13 protein-coding genes are annotated in these 15,255 nt (G+C 29.6%); 10 read left to right on the forward strand and 3 right to left on the reverse strand.

Annotation, left to right across the window (positions count from 1 at the left end; all coding sequences use genetic code 11):
- Positions 1-89: 89 nt before the first annotated feature.
- The 5 genes from HGB55_RS04030 (at position 90) to HGB55_RS04050 (ending at position 5,002) form a co-directional block, all read left to right on the forward strand.
- Positions 90-1,196, forward strand: coding sequence for a hypothetical protein (locus HGB55_RS04030; protein ID WP_168814875.1), 1,107 nt, complete (start codon positions 90-92; stop codon positions 1,194-1,196).
- 33 nt (positions 1,197-1,229) lie between these two features.
- On the forward strand, positions 1,230-2,573 hold the full coding sequence (locus tag HGB55_RS04035) for an OmpP1/FadL family transporter (protein ID WP_168814877.1): 1,344 nt from the start codon (positions 1,230-1,232) through the stop codon (positions 2,571-2,573).
- Positions 2,574-2,676: 103 nt separating this feature from the next.
- Entirely contained in the window at positions 2,677-3,567 is an 891-nt protein-coding gene (locus HGB55_RS04040) for a NifU family protein (RefSeq protein ID WP_168814879.1), read from the forward strand.
- Positions 3,568-3,573: 6 nt separating this feature from the next.
- Positions 3,574-4,302 carry a bifunctional demethylmenaquinone methyltransferase/2-methoxy-6-polyprenyl-1,4-benzoquinol methylase UbiE gene (gene ubiE, locus HGB55_RS04045; protein WP_168814881.1) on the forward strand — a complete coding sequence of 243 codons (729 nt, stop codon included), beginning with the start codon at positions 3,574-3,576 and terminating at the stop codon, positions 4,300-4,302.
- Position 4,303: 1 nt separating this feature from the next.
- Complete coding sequence (locus tag HGB55_RS04050; protein WP_168814883.1) at positions 4,304-5,002, forward strand: porin family protein; 699 nt, start codon at positions 4,304-4,306, stop codon at positions 5,000-5,002.
- Here the strand turns inward: HGB55_RS04050 and HGB55_RS04055 are convergent.
- On the reverse strand, positions 4,999-5,727 hold the full coding sequence (locus HGB55_RS04055) for an RNA methyltransferase (protein WP_168814884.1): 729 nt from the start codon (positions 5,725-5,727) through the stop codon (positions 4,999-5,001). The two genes, HGB55_RS04050 and HGB55_RS04055, sit on opposite strands and share 4 nt — an antisense overlap.
- 78 nt (positions 5,728-5,805) lie before the next feature.
- On the opposite strand from HGB55_RS04055, the gene HGB55_RS04060 reads away from it, so the two are divergent.
- The 3 genes from HGB55_RS04060 to accD all read left to right on the forward strand — a co-directional run bounded on the left by HGB55_RS04060 (position 5,806) and on the right by accD (position 10,440).
- A complete protein-coding gene (locus tag HGB55_RS04060) occupies positions 5,806-8,280 on the forward strand; it encodes a BamA/TamA family outer membrane protein (protein WP_211047339.1) in 2,475 nt (824 codons plus the stop codon).
- Between the two features lie 117 nt (positions 8,281-8,397).
- Entirely contained in the window at positions 8,398-9,465 is a 1,068-nt protein-coding gene (gene fbaA / locus HGB55_RS04065) for a class II fructose-bisphosphate aldolase (RefSeq protein ID WP_168814885.1), read from the forward strand.
- Positions 9,466-9,570: 105 nt separating this feature from the next.
- Positions 9,571-10,440 carry an acetyl-CoA carboxylase, carboxyltransferase subunit beta gene (gene accD, locus HGB55_RS04070; protein ID WP_168814886.1) on the forward strand — a complete coding sequence of 290 codons (870 nt, stop codon included), beginning with the start codon at positions 9,571-9,573 and terminating at the stop codon, positions 10,438-10,440.
- A 41-nt stretch (positions 10,441-10,481) separates the two neighbouring features.
- On the opposite strand, the gene HGB55_RS04075 is transcribed toward accD, so the two are convergent.
- Entirely contained in the window at positions 10,482-11,318 is an 837-nt protein-coding gene (locus HGB55_RS04075; RefSeq protein ID WP_168814887.1) for a hypothetical protein, read from the reverse strand.
- Between the two features lie 211 nt (positions 11,319-11,529).
- Between HGB55_RS04075 and rpsO the strand changes: the two genes are divergently transcribed.
- Complete coding sequence (gene rpsO, locus HGB55_RS04080; RefSeq protein ID WP_168814895.1) at positions 11,530-11,799, forward strand: 30S ribosomal protein S15; 270 nt, start codon at positions 11,530-11,532, stop codon at positions 11,797-11,799.
- Positions 11,800-11,939: 140 nt separating this feature from the next.
- Entirely contained in the window at positions 11,940-14,090 is a 2,151-nt protein-coding gene (locus HGB55_RS04085) for a polyribonucleotide nucleotidyltransferase (protein WP_168814897.1), read from the forward strand.
- A 311-nt stretch (positions 14,091-14,401) separates the two neighbouring features.
- On the opposite strand, the gene HGB55_RS04090 is transcribed toward HGB55_RS04085, so the two are convergent.
- Entirely contained in the window at positions 14,402-15,229 is an 828-nt protein-coding gene (locus tag HGB55_RS04090) for a small-conductance mechanosensitive channel (RefSeq protein ID WP_168814899.1), read from the reverse strand.
- Positions 15,230-15,255: the final 26 nt, after the last annotated feature.

The following is a 15,255-nucleotide window of genomic DNA, read 5'->3' on the forward strand; positions in this document are numbered from 1 at the left end:
AAATATTGTATCTTTATTATATGAAAAAATACTAATTTGGGCAAAATTAGTTCTTTTTAGATAGTTCAACAATAAAAAAACACTTGATTATGGAAGTTTCAAAAATATTTAATGTAAAACGCTTAAAAATAGCACTATTACTAGTACTATTTATTAGCTTGTATTCTTGTGGCACCTACCAAAGTGTGTACAATGATGATGGCATATATGCTTCTGATAATCAAAAAGAAGTAGTAGTTATCCAAAAAAAATCAGATTTTGATCAAAATTATTTTTCTAAACAACTTGAAGAACTTGAAAGTTTAAATGATGAAGATACCTTCACTAATATTGACGATTATTTTTATGAAGATGATTTAGAAAATTCTGACGATAGCGCACCTTGGGAATACACTGATGATGTAACTATTAATATTAATACCGGAGGTTATTACGGTTATTATGGTTTTGATTATTATTGGTACAATCCTTTTTACCATCCTTATTATAATTATTATCCTTACTATTATAGTTACTATTATAATCCATGGAGATATAGATATTATTATCCTTACTATGGATATGGATATTACGGTTATTATGGCTATAACTATCCTTACTCTAGATATTACAATAATTATTATTACCCTTATAATTCTTATAGAAGATACGATAGTTACGGTAAAAGAACAGCTTATAATACAAATACTAGAAGGTATAGTACAAATTCATCAACAGTAAGAAGAAGCAGTTCAACCCAATACAACAATAGAAATAACAATTCTACAATTAGAAGATCTACAAATAGTACTATTAACAGAACTAACCCTAGAATAAATTCTAATAGAACAAATAATAGTACTATACAAAGAAGTCCAAGCAGAACTGCTCCAAGAAGTATTAATAGCGGTACAAGAAGTTCTGGAACAAGAAGCTCTGGAACAAGATCTTCAACAAGAAGAAATTCTGCTGTAAACTACAACCCTTCTTCAAATACCAGAAGAGTTAGTACAAATCAAAATACCAATTCAACTTATAGTAGAATTAGCAGAACTGTTAATACAAGTAATAGAAATTACTCTGTAAACACAAATAGAAATTCTAACAACTCATCATCTTCAATTAATAGAAGTTCAAACAACAATGTCAGTAGAAGTTATTCAACAAATTCATCTTCTTCAAGATCTTCTTCAAGAAGTGTAAGTAGAAGAAATTAATAAAATTTACAGTATTATTAATAATTAAATATTATGAAAAAACTAATTTTTGGAGTAATGTTATGCATTACTTATATCTCGAGCGCACAAACTTTAAGTTATAATGATATTGGTGTATTATTTTCTAGAGAAAACGTTAATGGTACTGCACGTTTTAATGGTATGAGTGGTGCTTTTGGAGCTCTTGGCGGAGATTTATCTGCAATTGATATAAATCCTGCCGGTGCTGCTGTTTTTTTAAAAAGTGAATTTTCAGCATCGTTAAATATCAGAAATACTGAGACTTCAGCAGCTTTTTACGGGAACAGAGAATTAAGTGAAGATGATTTCACAGATTTATCTCAGGCAGGTGGTGTAGCTGTTTTTAAAACCTACAACAGAAACTCTGAATGGAATAAAATTGCTTTAGGCTTTAATTACAATATGGCAAACGATTTTGAAAACCAATGGTTTACCGGTGGTAATAGTGGCTATGCTCCTATTACTGACCTTTACGATTATGACCCTGTAGTGTATGTAAATACAGAAGGGCAGTATTTTGAAAATTATACCGACGGAAGAAACAATAAGTATACTTTTACTTTTGCTGCTCAATATAGCGACAACCTATATTTAGGTGCTTCAATTAGCACTTTTGATGTTGAGTATTATCAAGGTTCTTTAATTGAAGAATATAATAATGATGGAGAAGGTAATACTTTAGATATTTCGTCAATCCAAGAGCTGGGAACTTATGGTGATGGATTCTCTTTTTCTCTTGGTTTAATTTCGAAACCTAATGATAATTTAAGACTAGGATTATCTTACCAATCACCTGTTTGGTACGATCTTTCTGAAGAATATGTTGATTACGATGTTGAACTTTACTACAGTGATACTGATGAAACTGTCACAGATTTTTCCGGGCTTAACAGGTTTGATTACGACTTAAGAACTCCTAGTAAAATAACAGGAAGTGTCGCTTATGTTTTTAACACGCAAGGACTTATAAGTCTAGATTATATTTATAAAGATTATAGCAATATAAAATTGAGTAACAGCAATTTTTCTGTAGAAAATAAACTGTTCGAATCAGAACTTGAAAGCAGAGGCGAAATAAGATTAGGAACTGAGTGGCGCTTTGATAACTTCTCTTTTAGAGGTGGTTATAACTACGAAAAAAGTCCATACAAAAACGCTAAAGATTCAGATAATCTTGAAGGGTTTTCTGTTGGTGCCGGTTATACATTCAGAGGTGGAAGATTTGATTTATCATACCAAAAATATTCTAATACAGCACCATATAATATTTACGGACAATATAGCGACCAAGTTGATTCGGCTGAATTAGATTATGATATATCAAAATTTACTGCAACGTTGGTAATAAACATCTAATTTTATATTTAAAAAATCATTAAAACGTCTCAAATTGAGGCGTTTTTTATTTTTAATCAAAATACATAAATATGTTTTGTACTTTTGCACAAACACTAAAAAAATGGAAACAATTTCTTTAAAAATAGATAAAACCAATAACGAAACAATTGTTAAATTTTCTGCCAATAGTATTTTAACCAGTGGCAGTTACCAATTTAACAACATTGATGAAGCTAAAAGTTCACCTTTAGCACAACAATTATTTCATTTACCTTTTGTAAAGCGCGTTTTCATATCTGCTAATTTTATAGCAATTGAACGTTTTTCTATTGTTGAATGGAGCGATGTACAGGAAGAGGTAAAAGAACAAATTGAAAACTACTTAAATAATGGAGGTATTTTAATTTCTGATGAAAATAAACAACCTAAAATACCAGTTGAAATTTATGCTGAAGTTACACCAAACCCTTCGGTATTAAAATTTGTGTCAAACAAAAAACTTGTAGATACTGATTTTGAATTTAAAAATATTGATGAAGCTAAAATTTCACCTTTAGCTACCGAACTGTTTAATTTCCCATTTGTAAAAGAAATCTTTATTTCAGAAAACTACGTATCTGTTACAAAATTTGATATTGTTGAGTGGGAAGATGTTATGGTTGAAGTTAGAAGTTTTATAAAACAGTTTATTGCTGATGGTAAAACTATTGCTACATCCATTCAGCAAACAGCAAAAAAAACGGTTGAAACAACTACCGAAAAAGAGTTGGATGATGTTTCAAAACAAATTGTTGATATTTTGGACGAGTATATAAGACCAGCCGTTGCTGCTGACGGTGGAAATATTTTATTCCAATCATACGACATTGACTCAAAAACCGTTAATGTAATTTTACAAGGCGCATGCAGTGGTTGCCCATCATCTACAATTACATTAAAAAATGGTATCGAAAATATGCTAAAACAGCTAATTCCCGGAAAAATTGAAGAGGTTGTAGCTGTAAATTACTAACTATTTATGACAGAAAAAGTAAAACCTTATAAAAACTCTGATCTAGGTAAAAAAGAACAGGTAACCAAAATGTTTGACACCATTTCAAAAGAATACGATGGTTTAAATCGTGTTATCTCTTTTGGAATTGATATAAAATGGAGAAATAAGGTTGTTGAAATTATTGGAAAAACCAAACCCTATTCAATTTTAGATATTGCAACCGGTACAGGAGACTTAGCCATAAACTTAGCCAAAACAAAAGCTTCAAAAATTGTTGGCTTGGACATTTCTGAAGGAATGCTAAACGTTGGAAGAAAAAAAATTGAAAAACTTGAACTAAGCAATACTATACAAATGGTTTTAGGTGATTCTGAAAAAATTCCTTTTAGCGATAATTCATTTGACGCAATCACTGTTGCTTTTGGTGTACGAAATTTTGAGAATTTAGAAAAAGGACTTTCTGAAATTTACCGAGTTTTAAAACCCGGAGGAACTTTTGCTGTTTTAGAAACCTCAGTACCTACAAAAACTCCTTACAAACAAGGCTACAAATTTTATTCAACAAAAATACTGCCTACTATTGGTAAATTATTTTCAAAAGATAAATTAGCTTATAAATATTTGTCCGATTCTGCTGCTGCATTTCCTTATGGTATAGCTTTCAACAATATTTTAAACAAAATTGGGTTTATAGATATTACTAATAAACCTCAAACTTTTGGAGTCGCCACTATATATGTTGCAAAAAAGTAATATGAAAAAAGTATTTTTAGTTGTTTTATTAACGCTTCTTTGTATAACTACAAACTATTCTCAAAGAAGAGACCGAGTTGAGTACAGACAAAACTGGGACGAACAAAAAGTTTTTTGGGGCTATTATTTTGGTCTTAATAAAAAAGATTTTAAAATAAATTATAAAACAAACAACAATACTTTTATAGATGTTACAGCTTCAACAGGATTTAATGTTGGCTTAATTGGAGACCTGAGATTACACAAAAACATTAGCTTAAGATTAGAACCCGGGTTATCGAGCAACACTAAAGAACTTGCTTTTACCCATATTGAAGGAGGAAAAAAAGATAGTATTAGAGATGTTAATGCTACTTATTTAAGAATTCCATTACTTATAAAATTTAACACTAATAGATTACACAACGTAAGACCGTATGTTATTGGTGGGGTATCTTACGATTATAATTTTTCAAGTAATGAAGACAATCCGGACGACAATTATGAAGGTGAATTTAGAATGAAAAAAAATAATTTCACTTACGAAATAGGTGTTGGTATAGATTTGTACTTACCCTATTTTATATTTTCTCCATCAATTAGAGGTGTTTTTGCCATCAATGATGAACTGGTTAGAGACAACAATCCTAATAGTCCATGGACCGGAAATGTAGATTATTTTGGAACAAGAGGTATTTTTATAAAATTGGCTTTTCACTAAGTCAATCGTTTAAACTCACTTAATAAAATTGCAGTAGCGGTTGCTACATTTAAACTTTCTGTCTTTTGCAACTTTCCAAACCTTGGAATTGAAACAGAATTATCCAGTAAACTTAATATTGGCTTACCAATTCCATTTGCTTCGTTACCCATAACTAAAATGGCATCTTTTGGCAATTTACTTTTATACACATTTTCTCCATCCATTAATGCTGCATATTTAGGTAAATCACTATTTTTTAAATACGTTTCTAAATCAGTATAGCTTATTGAAACTCTAGTTAAAGATCCCATTGACGCTTGTACAACCTTGCTGTTAAAACAATCAACTGTATTTGTTGAACAAATTAATTGCTCAACACCAAACCAATCACACAACCTTATTATTGTTCCCAAATTTCCCGGATCATTAATTTCATCTAAAACTAAAATTAATCCTTCTTTTTCTAATATTTTTTTTGAAGGAATTTTAAAAAGTGCCAAAACATTATTGGGAGTTTTTAAAGTGCTTATTTTTTTTAATTCAGCTTCAGATATTTCGGTTATATTTTTTATACTTTTATACATTGAATTATTAACACAAAACAAGTGTTCTAATTCAAAATTTGAGTTTAAAAATTCGTCTACAACTTTAGTTCCTTCGGCAACAAATAAATTAAATTTCACTCTGTACTTTTTTTGCTGTAAACTCGTTATTAATTTTAATTGATTTTTACTTAAACTCATTAAATTATTTATAAAAAATTGTAATTTGGTAATACCTTGAAATGTTTTACTTTTGAAACAAATTTAAACTCTTATTTATTGAAAAACAATTTTATAATATTAATACTTATATTAAGTATAACTTTTAGTTTTTCATCGTGTAATACTGTTAAGTATGTTCCTGAAAATGAAAATTTACTTACAAAAAACACCATTTTTATAAATAATAAAAAAAATGTGGATGATGAAATTAACGATTATATAGTTCAGCGTCCAAATCAATTAGTGCTTGGTATTCCATTACCTCTACATTTCCATAATATTGGAAATAAAGATTTTGAAACCGATTTTGAAAAATGGAAAGAAAACAATCCGGGTTGGTATAAATTCACAACAAATGTTTTTTCAGAAAAACAAACCCGTGGTCTTCGAAATTTTAAATACAACATGAATCAATGGTGGTTGAATAATGGTGAAGAACCTATTATTTTAGATTCTAAAAAAACGACACAAACCGTTAAAAATTTAACCGATCATTTTTTTAATGAAGGCTATTTTAATATCAAAGTAACTTCAGAAGAAAAGGTTTTAAAAAATAAGAGAGCTCATATAAACTACAATGTAAATACCGGCAAACCTTATCTTTTAGATACAATTAGCACGAATATAGAATCTAAAGTCTTAGATTCTATCTACAATATAACAAAAGAAGAGTCCTTTATTAAAAAAGGAGAACAATTCAGATATTCGCTTTTTGCAAATGAACAAAACAGAATAACAACTTTATTTAGGAATTCAGGAATTTTTAGATTTAACAAAAATGCTGTTAGTGTTGAAGTAGACACTTCAAATTCTAACTATAAGTCTAATATCTATCTAATTATAAATGACAGTATTGGCAATGTACCTTTTAAAATTCAAAAAATACAAAATGTTAAAATTTATACCGATTTTTCTTTCAATACTAAAGACAATCCTATTAAAGACACCTTAAATTATAAAGGATACACATTTTTAGCATACGACAAACTAAAGTATAACCCCAAATTTTTATTGAATTCAATTTTTATTGAACCGAATACTATTTATAAAGACGAAACAAGAGAATTAACGCGTAAACACATAAGAGGATTAGACAATTTCAGGTCGGTAGAAATTAAATACACAGAATTAGGTAATGACAATCTTGAAGCCTCTGTTTATTTAACACCTTTAAAAAAATATTCCATCGGATTTAATACAGAATTAACTCATTCTAACATCAGGCAACTTGGTATTTCCGGTAAACTTTCTTTTTTAAACCGAAACATTTTTAAAGGAGCAGAAATTTTAAAATTCTCGGTACAAGGTTCATTTTTAGACTCAAAAGATGCCGCTAAAAACGATAAATTATTAAACGCATGGGAAATTGGTGGTGATATATCAATAGAGCTACCTCGCTTTTTATTGCCTTTCAATGCAAAAAAAATCATCCCAAAAAGTATGCTTCCTAAAACAATTTTCACGGTTGGTACAAGTCTGCAAGAAAATATAGGATTAGACAAACAAAAATTTACTGGAATTATAGATTACACTTGGGAATCATCAAAAACAAAAAAGCATAGCTTCCAATTATTAAACGCACAATACATTAAAAACCTGAATATTGATTCGTATTTTAATATTTACAAATCAGAGTTTAATGAAATACAAAATATTGCTACAACATATTTTGATGAAACATTAACAACAACTAGCGTTATTGATTTTATAAATACAAATATTGATTCAGATTTTAAAGCTAGTAATCCTCAAGAGTATAAAACTGCACAAAATATTAAAAAAAGATATAATATCATTACAGAAGATGTTTTGGTTCCGGCATTGGCATACACTTTTACTTACAATAACAGCGAAAATTATAAAGACACAGACTTCTCTTCCTTTAGAGTGCGTTTAGTATCATCAGGTAATTTAACCACAGCATTAACTAGTGATAAAGATAAAAACGGATCAAAAACATTATTTAATACACCCATTGCTCAATATGCCAGAACAGATTTAGAATATAAAAAATTCTGGAGTTTATCACCGGAAAATGTATTAGCTCTAAGAAGTTTTATAGGCGTTGCCATACCCTACGGAAATTCTAACACAATACCTTTTAGCAGAAGTTATTTTATAGGTGGTCCAAACGATTTACGCGCATGGCAAATTTACGATTTAGGTCCGGGTTCTTCAAAAAGCGGTTTAGAATATAATGTTGGCAATTTAAAATTTATAAGTAGTTTAGAGTATCGATTTAAAATATTGAACAGTATAAAAGGAGCATTATTTGTTGATGCCGGGAATATTTGGGATATTACAAATTCATCAGTAACAGCATCCGAAGAAAAATTTAATGGAATTGATTCATTAAAAGACATTGCAATAGGCTCAGGATTTGGGATTAGATACGATTTGAATTTTATTTTATTACGATTAGATTTAGGTTTTAAAACATACGAACCTTATCTCCCTAGCGGAAAAAAATGGTTTACAAATTATAATTTCAATAGAACAGTCTACAATTTTGGTATTAGTTATCCATTCTAAACTCTATATAGTATAACTATTTCGATTTCGTTTTTTTTCTATTCAATATCTTTAAATAAACCATATAATTCATTAATTTTGCTACAATTAGTTATTAATAAAATTACATAAAATATTATGAGTCATATAATTAAATCAGGAGTTGCAACAGGAGATATGGTGCAGGAAATTTTTAAACTTGCTAAAGCTAAAAAATTCGCATTACCAGCAGTAAATGTTGTGGGCTCTAACACAATTAACGCTGTTTTAGAAACTGCAAAAGATTTAAATTCACCTGTTATTATCCAATTCTCTAATGGAGGTGCTCAATTTAATGCAGGAAAAGGATTATCAAATGAAGGAGAAAAAGCTGCTATTGCAGGTGCAATTGCAGGAGCTAAACATGTACATTTACTGGCAAAAGCATATGAAATTCCTGTAATTTTACATACTGACCACTGTGCTAAAAAATTATTACCTTGGATTGACGGATTATTAGATGCCGGAGAGCAATTTTACAAAGAAAACGGAGTACCATTATTCAGTTCACATATGATTGACCTTTCTGAAGAACCTCTTAATGAGAATATTGAAATTTGTAAAGGTTACCTTGAACGTATGAGTAAGATGGGTATGACATTAGAAATTGAACTTGGTATTACAGGAGGTGAAGAAGATGGTGTAGATAATAGCGATGTTGATTCATCAAAATTATACACACAACCGGAAGAAGTTGCCTATGCTTATGAAGAACTTAAAAAAGTAAGCGACCGTTTTACAATTGCTGCTTCATTTGGTAACGTTCATGGTGTTTACAAACCCGGTAATGTTAAATTAACTCCAAAAATTTTAGACAACTCTCAAAAATATATAGAAAAAAACTATAATACTGAAGCAAATCCTGTTGACTTTGTATTCCATGGAGGTTCAGGATCAACTTTAGAAGAAATTAGAGAAGCTATTGGTTATGGTGTTGTAAAAATGAATATTGATACCGATTTACAATTTGCTTTTGCTGAAGGAATTAGAGATTATATGATTTCTAAAATTGACTATTTAAAAACACAAATTGGAAATCCGGATGGTGATGACCAACCAAATAAAAAACATTACGACCCAAGAAAATGGCTACGTGAAGGTGAAATTACATTTAAAAAACGCTTAACAAAAGCTTTTGAAGATTTAAACAACATTAACACGTTATAAACACAACAATTTAAAGTTAATTTAATAAAGAGAATGTATTTTTTACGTTCTCTTTGTTTTTTTTAGTAATTTGCACACCCATTTTTCAACTAAAACAATATTTATATGTCATCTTGGTTTAAAAGAAAAGATAAAGGAATTCAAACTCCTACCGAAAAGAAAAAAGATGTTCCAAAAGGTTTGTGGTATAAAACACCTAGTGGTAAAATTGTAGATACAGAAGAATTAAAAGAAAACTACTATGTTAGCCCGGAAGATGGTTATCATGTTAGAATAGGAAGTGCTGAATATTTTGAAATTCTTTTTGACGATAATACGTACACTGAATTTGATAAAAATATGGTATCTAAAGATCCATTAAAATTTACAGATACTAAAAAATATACTGAAAGATTAAAAGAAGCATACGAAAAAACCAAACTTAAAGATGCTGTGAGAACAGCCGTTGGCAAATCTTTTGGTAAAGATTTAGTAATAGCAGCTATGGATTTCAGTTTTATTGGAGGCTCTATGGGAAGTGTTGTAGGTGAAAAAATAGCTAGAGCAATTGATTATTCAATGCAAAATAATATTCCATTTTTAATGATCTCTAAATCTGGAGGTGCCAGAATGATGGAAGCTTCTTTATCATTAATGCAATTGGTTAAAACTTCAGCAAAATTAGCTCAACTTTCTGATGCTAAAATACCTTACATTTCTCTTTGTACCGACCCAACAACAGGAGGTACAACCGCTTCTTATGCAATGCTTGGCGATGTGAATTTTGCAGAACCTAATGCATTAATAGCTTTTGCCGGACCAAGAGTTGTAAGAGACACCACCGGAAAAGATTTACCAGAAGGTTTTCAACGTTCAGAATTTGTATTGGAACATGGCTTTTTAGATAAAATAATAGAAAGAAAAAATCTTAAAAAACAAATTAACTTATATATTGATTTAATTCAAAACTTACCAATAAGAAAAATAAAAAAGTGAGCCTAAATATGCTCACTTTTTTATTCTATGCAAAAAGAATTTTAACGTAAAGTAACTTCTGATTCTTCCCCTGATTCATTTGTAAAAATTGCAATATCATCACAAGTTCCATCACCAAAATCTAAAGTGCCTTTAACATTATTTTTTTGTAACTCTAAACTTCCACTTACAATATATTTACAAATCATTTCACGTCTTAATGGTTCAATAATTGTAGCTTTATATGTAGTTTCATCATTAAGTGTAACACTCCAGCTTCCTGTAATTAAATGAACATTATCTTCCCATGTTCTAGTATCAAACCCTTCAACCCATTCTCTTATTTTAGTTCCTGTTCCTGAAGCATATTCTCCATCAGACCAAGTTACAGCAACATCATAAGTTAAAGTTGATTGTGGGTTTCCATTTTCATTCTCTTTAACTCTCACAATAGTACTTTGCCCATCAATACCATTCTCATTAAAATAAAAATTTTGATAAGTATATGTTACTGTAATTTCTTGAGCTTCTGTATTCAATTCGTAACTCATTATAATTTTACCGCTTAAAACATTATCACTAGGTAAGCTGCAACTCTCACCAAAATCTAAAGTTATAGTTTTAGTTGTACCCGAAACTTCAAATGAAGCTGTCATACAATTAAAAAAATCAGGTTTATTAGTTTCCGAACGTGATGATAGACCTTCTTCAAACTCAAAAAAATCATCTATTACATTATTAACATCATTGGAAATATCATCTACTTCAATTACAGCTGAAGCTTCTTCTGCAGATATAGATTCTTTATTTACTGCTTTGTTATCATCATCATTACAACTTACTAAAATTAGGCTACTAAAAATAAAGCCTAGTACTAATTTTAAACTTAAATTCTTCATAACTTATAATATTAACATTTATATATATACTAACTATACAACATTTATTTTTATTGTATATAAGACATTATTAAACGGTTAAGGTTTAAATAAGTAGCAAACAATATCTTTATTTATTTAATTGTAATTCAAAATAATAATAGTATATTTGCCGACCGTTAGCTATTAGGGTTAACAATACATAAAAATTATTAATAAAATTAATGTTAGCATGTACTTAACAAAAGAAAAAAAAGCTGAAATCTTTGAAAAACACGGAAGTTCAGCAACAAACACAGGTTCTGCTGAAGGACAAATAGCGCTTTTCACATACAGAATCAACCATTTAACAGAGCATTTAAAAAACAATCGTAAAGATTATAATACAGAACGCTCATTAGTTAAATTAGTAGGTAAAAGAAGAAATTTACTTGATTATCTAATTAAAAAGGATATTGTAAGATATCGTGCAATAATTCAAGAATTAGGATTAAGAAAATAATTTCATATTAAAGAGGCGTTTTTGCCTCTTTTTTATTTAAATTTAGTCTACAATAAAAGAAAGCTTAAATTAAACTTTTCATTGGTTAACACAACAACACAACAACAAACCAAAATGTTTAATTAATTACAAAATTATTTATGATACCTAAGGTACATACACAAACTATTGAATTAGGAGATGGAAGAACTATCTCTATTGAAACAGGAAAATTAGCAAAACAAGCAGATGGATCTGTTGTTGTTAGAATGGGAGACGCTATGCTACTAGCAACAGTAGTATCAGCGAGAACAGCTAGTCCGGGAGTAGATTTTTTACCGTTAACCGTAGACTACAGAGAAAAATTTTCTGCAGCAGGTAGATATCCCGGAGGTTTTTTTAAACGTGAAGCAAGACCAAGTACAGAGGAAATTTTAACCATGCGTTTAGTTGATCGTGTTTTACGCCCAATGTTTCCAAAAGACTATCATGCTGAAACACAAGTAATGATACAGCTAATGTCTCATGATGAAGATGTAATGCCAGATGCTTTAGCCGGTTTAGCCGCTTCTGCATGTATTGCAATTACTGATATTCCTTTTGAATGCCCAATTTCAGAAGTTAGAGTTGCTCGAATTGATGGAGAATTTGTTATTAACCCAAGTAGAGTACAAATAGAAAACGCTGATATTGATCTAATGGTTGGTGCTTCTGAAGACTCTGTTACTATGGTTGAAGGAGAAATGAAAGAAGTTTCTGAAGAGGAAATGACTGAAGCAATCAAATTTGCTCATGATGCCATAAAAATACAATGTAAAGCACAATTAGAATTAGCTGAAAAAGTTGGTAAAAAAGAAACCAGAGAATACGAACTTGAAGCTAATGATGAAGATTTAGAAGAAAAAATTCAAGGTTTAGCATATCAAAAATGTTATGATATTGCAAAAGCAGGATCATCAAAACAAGAACGTGGTGAAAAATTTGCTGCAATATTAGAAGAAATTAAAACTCAATTTACAGAAGAAGAATTAACCGAAAAAGGTGCTTTAATTTCAAAATACTTCAATAAAGCTCAAAAAACTGCGGTACGCAATTTAACTTTAGATGAAGGTTTACGTTTAGACGGACGTAAAACAACTGAAATCAGACCAATTTGGTGCGAAATTGATTACCTGCCTTCAACTCACGGTTCATCAATTTTTACAAGAGGTGAAACACAAGCTTTGGCTACTGTAACACTTGGCACTTCGCGTGAGGCTAACCAAGTTGATATGCCAACTTATCAAGGAGAAGAAAAATTTTATTTACATTATAACTTCCCTCCTTTTTCAACCGGTGAAGCTCGTCCATTAAGAGGAACTTCTCGTCGTGAAATTGGACATGGTAATTTAGCTCAACGTGCTTTAAGTGGTATGGTTCCTGAAGATTGCCCTTATACTGTAAGAGTTGTTTCCGAAGTATTAGAATCTAATGGATCATCTTCAATGGCAACAGTTTGTGCAGGTACTATGGCATTAATGGATGCAGGTATACAACTTAAAAAACCGGTTACCGGAATTGCAATGGGATTAATTTCCGATGGAGAAAAATATGCTGTTCTTTCAGATATTTTAGGAGATGAAGATCATTTAGGCGATATGGACTTTAAAGTTACAGGTACTGCTGATGGTATTACAGCCTGTCAAATGGATATTAAAATTAAAGGTTTATCCTATGAAATTTTAGTTAAAGCTTTAAAACAAGCGCGTGAAGGACGTTTACATATTTTAGGTAAAATTACCGATACCATTGCTAAACCGGCTGAAACAGTAAAAGCTCATGCTCCTAAAATGGTTACAGTAACAATACCGGGAGATTACATTGGAGCTTTAATTGGACCTGGAGGAAAAGTAATTCAAGAATTACAAAAAGAAACTAAAACTACCATTGTTATTGAAGAAGTTGATGAAAAAGGTGTTGTTGAAATTTTAGGTACTAATCAGTCAGGAATTGATACGGTTTTAGCTAAAATTAAATCTATCACTTTTAAACCTGAAGTAGGAAGTGTTTATGAAGTAACAGTTGTTAAATTATTAGATTTTGGTGCTGTTGTTGAATATAATGAAGCTCCAGGTAATGAAGTTTTATTACATATTTCTGAGCTTGCATGGGAAAGAACAAATAACGTTACTGATGTAGTTAAAATTGGTGATGTTATAGATGTTAAATACTTTGGTATTGATCCTAAAACAAGAAAACCAAAAGTTTCTAGAAAAGCTTTACTGCCTAGACCTCCTAGACAGGAAAAAAGAGATAGAAACGAAGAAAAATAATTATTAAATAAAAAGCTTCTCAAAATTTGAGAAGCTTTTTTTACCAGTAAATTAAAATTTACTCGCTTACATAGAATTATTAGAAATTTAACTAACCCAACAAATTTCTAATAATTATCTTTAGAGATAACCAATCATAAACAAATGTTTATAATTGGTTTTTCTCTTTTTAATAGAAAATGACTAACCCATGCATTTTTCTATTATATTTTAAAAATTACTCTTGTATTAAAGCTAAAATCCTCAAACAATAATTCTTTCTTTTTCTTAATACAACCTTCCCCCTTAAACAAGAGTATTTTTAATATTGATTAATCTATAATTTCAATTTTTTTATCTACAAAATCTTTAATTGGTAATACAACAATACCTTCACCGGTTTTTATTGTAATACATATATTATCAATTTGTTGAATAACACCTTCTACTCCATCGGTTTTAATATGTTGTCCTATTTCAAAATTTCTACGTGAATAAAATCCAAATAATAAACGCAGTACAACATCTCTTGAACCCAAACCAAAAGCAATTGTGAAAGAAACTAATATTGAACCTAAAATTAAGGTTAAGTTATTTGTAATAATCTCAGTATCAACACCTGCCTGATTTAAAGCAGTAATTGAAATAAATACCACTATTAAATAAAACACAATATTACCAACCAAATTACCACCAGTAAGATCCATTGATTTAAAAGTATCTCTAATTGCATTTTTTATTAATGAGGCAACATAAACTCCTAAAACAAATATTAGTAAAGCACTAATTAATATTGGTAGATATGCTATAAAACTTCCTATGCCCTCCGACACTATTGTTAAACCTAACAATTCTGATGCTATGACTATAAAAATTAAGATCAGTAAGTATTTTACAAACTTTAATATAATTTTTGAAGGAACAACATTATAATCTGTCTTTCCAAAAAGTTCTGCTTCATTTAATTTGGTTGTAATCGAATCTATTTTAGTAATACGTAATAATTTTTTAAGTATAAAATTTACCGTTTTAATAATTATCCATGCAAGTATTATAAAACCAATTGCTAAAAATATTTTTGGAATAACATTTAAAAAATCACTCCATAAGTTTTGAATGAATGTCAGATTTACATCTTCTAACTGAATAATAGCTTTCATTTTTTTTAATTTTGGGTTAGTTGTAT

This window comes from Lutibacter sp. B1 (assembly GCF_012524075.1).
Taxonomy (GTDB): domain Bacteria; phylum Bacteroidota; class Bacteroidia; order Flavobacteriales; family Flavobacteriaceae; genus Lutibacter.

Coding starts and splice junctions, on each gene's coding strand:
- HGB55_RS04085 (WP_168814897.1), top strand. CDS start 11,940: ATGATACCTAAGGTACATACACAAACTATTGAATTAGGAGATGGAAGA.
- accD (WP_168814886.1), top strand. CDS start 9,571: ATGTCATCTTGGTTTAAAAGAAAAGATAAAGGAATTCAAACTCCTACC.
- HGB55_RS04050 (WP_168814883.1), top strand. CDS start 4,304: ATGAAAAAAGTATTTTTAGTTGTTTTATTAACGCTTCTTTGTATAACT.
- HGB55_RS04040 (WP_168814879.1), top strand. CDS start 2,677: ATGGAAACAATTTCTTTAAAAATAGATAAAACCAATAACGAAACAATT.
- HGB55_RS04055 (WP_168814884.1), bottom strand. CDS start 5,727: ATGAGTTTAAGTAAAAATCAATTAAAATTAATAACGAGTTTACAGCAA.
- HGB55_RS04075 (WP_168814887.1), bottom strand. CDS start 11,318: ATGAAGAATTTAAGTTTAAAATTAGTACTAGGCTTTATTTTTAGTAGC.
- rpsO (WP_168814895.1), top strand. CDS start 11,530: ATGTACTTAACAAAAGAAAAAAAAGCTGAAATCTTTGAAAAACACGGA.
- HGB55_RS04090 (WP_168814899.1), bottom strand. CDS start 15,229: ATGAAAGCTATTATTCAGTTAGAAGATGTAAATCTGACATTCATTCAA.
- HGB55_RS04030 (WP_168814875.1), top strand. CDS start 90: ATGGAAGTTTCAAAAATATTTAATGTAAAACGCTTAAAAATAGCACTA.
- HGB55_RS04035 (WP_168814877.1), top strand. CDS start 1,230: ATGAAAAAACTAATTTTTGGAGTAATGTTATGCATTACTTATATCTCG.
- fbaA (WP_168814885.1), top strand. CDS start 8,398: ATGAGTCATATAATTAAATCAGGAGTTGCAACAGGAGATATGGTGCAG.
- ubiE (WP_168814881.1), top strand. CDS start 3,574: ATGACAGAAAAAGTAAAACCTTATAAAAACTCTGATCTAGGTAAAAAA.